The organism is Moorena sp. SIO4E2, from assembly GCF_010671945.1.
Lineage (GTDB): Bacteria > Cyanobacteriota > Cyanobacteriia > Cyanobacteriales > Coleofasciculaceae > Moorena > Moorena producens.
Genome location: NZ_JAAHIE010000551.1, coordinates 1 through 4,554, shown reverse-complemented (window position 1 = coordinate 4,554; position 4,554 = coordinate 1). Strand labels below are relative to the sequence as shown.

Genomic DNA, 4,554 nt, shown 5'->3' with positions numbered 1-4,554 from the left:
CTAGCTGATAAACTCTGAACCGCTTTTTTCCTTGGCTCTGATAACGAATACACTGTAAGCCATAGCCGATTTTATCCAAGAAGCGCCTAATAATAACAATCGGAATGCAGCAGACAATACAAGATGTAGAAATCATTGTTGTTGACTCAGGTTCTACTGATGCCACTCCATCCATTGCATCCCGCTATCCCGTCAAACTATTATCCATCAAACCGGAAGAGTTTTCCTTTGGGCGAGCCCTTAACCTTGGATGTCAGGTTGCCACCGGGGAATTCATCGTTATTGCCAGTGCTCACGTTTATCCCATCTACCAAGATTGGATTGAAAAGCTGTTAGCTCCCTTTAAAGATCCTAAGATTGCTTTAACCTACGGAAAACAACGCGGTAACGAAACAACCAAGTATTCAGAACACCAGATATTTGCTAGTTGGTTTCCCGATCAGTCGGTTCATGTAACGGATCAAGATTATCCTTTCTGTAACAATGCTAATGCTGCTATCCGGCGATCATTGTGGGAAGACGTTCCCTACGACGAAACCCTCACAGGCTTAGAGGATTTGGACTGGGCAAAACGGATTATGCCCTTAGGCTACCGCATTGCTTACGTTCCCGCAGCTGAAATTATTCATGTTCATGAGGAAACCCCCAAACGCATTTACAACCGCTATCGACGAGAAGCCATTGCTCTTAAACAGATTTATCCCCAAGAACACTTCCATTTGTGGGATTTTTTGCGCCTGTTTACCACAAATGTTGTCAGTGACTACTATCATGCATTCCATGACGGTGTTTTCAAGCCAAATTTGCAATCAATTCCTATATTCCGCTTAATGCAATTCTGGGGTACCTACCAAGGCTTTGCGCAAAGGGGACTAGTCAGCAACCGCCTGCGACAAACCTTTTATTATCCACGCAGCCTATCACGTTACCAGAACAGCTTTTCTTATGACAATCGACGACTCATTGACTATGGCTCCTCTGCAAAATCCTCTGAGCAAGTATATTGACATTTCAGTAGCCGTATCGCCATACCTTCCCACCTGGCCAGGTAGCCCAGCAATTGAATTTCAGCGTCGCCTCGATTTAGAACATGGTGATATTGCTACCGATACAACACTGCATTTTAGTGTACATACGGGGACTCACGTTGATGCTCCAATGCATTTCATCCCAGGGGGACAAAGTGTGGAACAGCTACCTCTGGATGTTCTAATCGGAGAGGTTTACGTTGTAGTTGTGCCCGATGATGTGGATGTCATCACCGCAGAGGTATTAAAGCAGTTAACTCTACCTGCCAACACACAGCGTTTGCTTTTGCACACGCGGAATTCTCGGCTGTGGCGATCGCAAGTGCGGGAATTTCAGCCGGACTTTGTGGCGCTCACAGCAGATGCGGCTGAATGGGTAGTTGAACGGGGAATTAGGTTAATTGGGGTGGATTATTTGTCAGTCCAAGGTTTTTATGATGGTCCGGAAACTCATCAAATTCTGCTAAAATCCGAGGTTGTTATTATTGAAGGCTTGAATTTAACGGATATTTCAACTGGAAAGTATGAGTTGTTATGTTTACCAATTAAACTCAAGGGAGTAGAAGGAGCTCCAGCTAGGGTAGTTTTACGGAAATTATCTGATTAACTATTTACATTTTGCTAAAAAGTTTTTAGAGGTTATTTTTTATGAAAAATCTTAAAATTATTGCTCTCTTGCCAATGAAAGCTAACAGCGAGCGAGTCAAGGGTAAAAATTTTAAGCCATTGAACGGTCAACCTTTATTCAAGTGGATTTTAAATGCACTTATTGAGCTAAACGAAGTCTCAAAAGTGATTATAAATACAGATGCTCGGTCTATTCTGGCAGAACACGGATTGGTCGATTCAAATCGAGTTCAGATTCGCGATCGCAAACCAGAATTGTGTGGTGATTTCGTCAGCATGAACCGGATTCTGGCAGATGACATAGCAAATGAAGCTGCCGATATTTACTTGATGACCCACACTACAAATCCCCTCCTCAGTGGGACAACAATTCGCAAGGCACTTCAGCAGTTTCTGGAGGCTAGGGCTACGGAAACTGCTGATTCGCTATTTACAGTTAATCGCTTCCAAACTCGCTTCTACCGTCAAGATGGTTCTGCCATTAACCACAATCCCAATAAGCTAATTAGAACTCAGGACTTGGAACCCTGGTACGAAGAAAATTCTAATCTCTACATTTTTACACCTTTAAGCTTCGCTGCCACCCAAGCTAGGATTGGTAAGCAACCTATGATGTTTGAAACTCCTCCCTTAGAGTCGATTGATATTGACGATCGAGTGGACTGGCAAATGGCTGAAGCAGTTGCCCAGTATCTCTATCCTTCTTCTGTTGTACAAGCGGCATGAACAATGAAAGTATTAATTACCTGTCCACCCATGTTAGGTTTGATGGATGAATTCAAACCACTGTTTGCAGCAAAAGCCATTGAAGTTGATTGTCCTACAGTAGTGCAAACCCTATCCGTGGAAGAACTAAAGTCCCTCATTCCTCAGTATGACGGTTGGATTATTGGCGACGATCCTGCCACTCGCGAAGTGTTTCAGAACGGGAAATCTGGGAAGCTAAAAGCAGCAGTAAAGTGGGGTGTTGGGGTTGATAATGTGGACTTTACAGCAGCGAATGAATTAGGTATCTTAGTAGCAAATACCCCTCGTATGTTTGGTGCGGAAGTAGCCGATATTGCCATGGGCTATGTAATTGCCCTAGCACGACAGACTTTCATGATTGACCGAGCCGTTAGAGCAGGAACATGGCTAAAACCAGCAGGCATTTCTCTGGGGGATAAAACGGTTGCTTTAGTTGGTTTTGGGGATATTGGGCGCAATACGGCGAAGCGGCTGTTAGCAGCTGACATGGGGGTAATTGCTTACGATCCTTATTTCCAAGCAGTGGAGGGATTAGAAGCAGTACAACCTGCTGCTTGGCCCGCACGCTTGGAAGAAGCCGACTTGATTGTGCTGACCTGTGCGTTAACTAGTGAAAATCGTCATATGCTGAATTCAGAAACATTAGCTAAGGCAAAGCCAGGGGTGCGGGTGATCAATGTTGCCCGAGGTCCATTGATTGATGAAGCAGCATTGGTGGAGGCATTGTCCTCACGACAGGTGCATTCGGCAGCCTTAGATGTTTTTGAAATGGAACCATTACCGGAAGCCTCTGCGCTACGCCAATTTGAACAGTGTATTTTTGGCTCCCATAATGCTTCTAATACGGTGGATGCTGTGCGTCGTGCTAGTTATCAAGCAATGCATTTGCTATTTGATTTTCTTGGATGTGCCTAGGAATTGAGATCGTGAAAAGTGCTTTAATTACTGGAGCTGCGGGTGGCATTGGGCAAGCTTTGTGCCAGGTTTTTAAAGAAGCTAATCACTTTGTGATTGGTCTTGATGTAGTTTCAGCGGCTGCATCCTGCGATGTTATGATTGTCGGCAATTTGCAGAAAATGTGCAGTGATCCAGCTTATTGTTCAGAAATTGTTGAGCAAGTGCGATCGCACTTGCAAAGCAGAGGTTTGACTACCTTAATTAACAATGCAGCAGTGCAAATCCTCAAGCCCACAAACCAACTCACAGTAGAAGATTGGCATCAGACACTAGATGTTAATTTGGTAGCTCCTTTTGTGTTAACTCAGGCATTGCTGCCAGAGTTGGAACAAGCGGTCGGGTCAGTAGTAAATATTGCCAGTATTCACGCCAGCCTTACCAAGCCTGGGTTTGTGTGTTATGCAACCAGTAAGGCAGCTTTGGTGGGTTTAACCAAAAGTATGGCAGTGGATCTTAGGGAAAGAGTCCGGGTAAACGCGATTTGTCCAGCAGCAGTAGCGACACCAATGTTAATGGCTGGGTTTGAAGGGAAGAAGGAAGAGTTTGAGAACTTGTCTCAAATGCATCCTTTAGGACGGATTGCAGAACCAGCAGAAGTAGCAAAAGTGGCATTGTTTCTATCTTTGCCTGAAGCAAGTTTCATAACCGGTGCAACGTTAAGCGTTGATGGTGGCATTGGAGGACGTTTACACGATCCTATATAGGTTAACAATAAAGATTTATCCGCATATCTAAAGCCCAAACTAGTTAACCAGCTAATTAGCCCTTTTACGGCTGACTTGATTATGCTTAAAAAAAAATTAAAAGTAGCAAGAGATTCAATTGTTGAGTATCTTAAGAATTACTCAGATCCAGTGTACATTCAATGGTATTTTCATGAGTCTAAGCGCCTTTTAAAATTTAAAAATTTTCATAAAAAAGAGGACTGTTTTATTATTGGCAATGGTCCTTCTCTTAATAAAATTGATTTATCATTACTGAACAATTATTATACGTTTGGCTTAAATAAAATTTACTTAATATTTGATCAAGTTAATTTAACTATTAGCTATCATGTTGCAGTGAACCATTTGGTTGTCGAGCAAAGCGCGACAGAGTTTGAAAAGTTAAAATGTCCATCTTTTTTATCAGCTAGAGCCGCTGAAATGTGGTATATAAAAAGGATCATATTTATAAAATTTTTACAGCAGGTAGA

At 42.8% G+C, this 4,554-nt stretch carries 5 protein-coding genes and 1 pseudogene; all 6 read left to right on the top strand.

Going from position 1 to position 4,554, the window contains the following annotated elements; genetic code table 11:
* Positions 1 to 104 precede the first annotated feature (104 nt).
* Positions 105 to 1,007 carry a glycosyltransferase family 2 protein gene (locus tag F6K37_RS32785; RefSeq protein ID WP_287254834.1) on the top strand — a complete coding sequence of 301 codons (903 nt, stop codon included), beginning with the start codon at positions 105 to 107 and terminating at the stop codon, positions 1,005 to 1,007.
* Positions 970 to 1,635, top strand: a complete 666-nt coding sequence (locus F6K37_RS32780; protein ID WP_287254832.1) for a cyclase family protein — start codon at positions 970 to 972, stop codon at positions 1,633 to 1,635. The genes F6K37_RS32785 and F6K37_RS32780 overlap by 38 nt, the downstream gene beginning before the upstream one ends.
* Before the next feature lie 41 nt (positions 1,636 to 1,676).
* Complete coding sequence (locus F6K37_RS32775; RefSeq protein WP_287254830.1) at positions 1,677 to 2,381, top strand: acylneuraminate cytidylyltransferase family protein; 705 nt, start codon at positions 1,677 to 1,679, stop codon at positions 2,379 to 2,381.
* Between the two features lie 3 nt (positions 2,382 to 2,384).
* Positions 2,385 to 3,317 carry a phosphoglycerate dehydrogenase gene (locus tag F6K37_RS32770; protein ID WP_287254828.1) on the top strand — a complete coding sequence of 311 codons (933 nt, stop codon included), beginning with the start codon at positions 2,385 to 2,387 and terminating at the stop codon, positions 3,315 to 3,317.
* Between the two features lie 11 nt (positions 3,318 to 3,328).
* The gene (locus tag F6K37_RS32765) at positions 3,329 to 4,063 is read left to right on the top strand and encodes an SDR family NAD(P)-dependent oxidoreductase (protein ID WP_287254826.1); all 735 of its coding nucleotides are present in this window, start codon (positions 3,329 to 3,331) and stop codon (positions 4,061 to 4,063) included.
* 81 nt (positions 4,064 to 4,144) lie between these two features.
* Positions 4,145 to 4,554, top strand: a pseudogene (locus tag F6K37_RS32760) (hypothetical protein); the annotation flags it as partial.

Coding starts and splice junctions, on each gene's coding strand:
- F6K37_RS32770 (WP_287254828.1), top strand. CDS start 2,385: ATGAAAGTATTAATTACCTGTCCACCCATGTTAGGTTTGATGGATGAA.
- F6K37_RS32775 (WP_287254830.1), top strand. CDS start 1,677: ATGAAAAATCTTAAAATTATTGCTCTCTTGCCAATGAAAGCTAACAGC.
- F6K37_RS32780 (WP_287254832.1), top strand. CDS start 970: ATGGCTCCTCTGCAAAATCCTCTGAGCAAGTATATTGACATTTCAGTA.
- F6K37_RS32785 (WP_287254834.1), top strand. CDS start 105: ATGCAGCAGACAATACAAGATGTAGAAATCATTGTTGTTGACTCAGGT.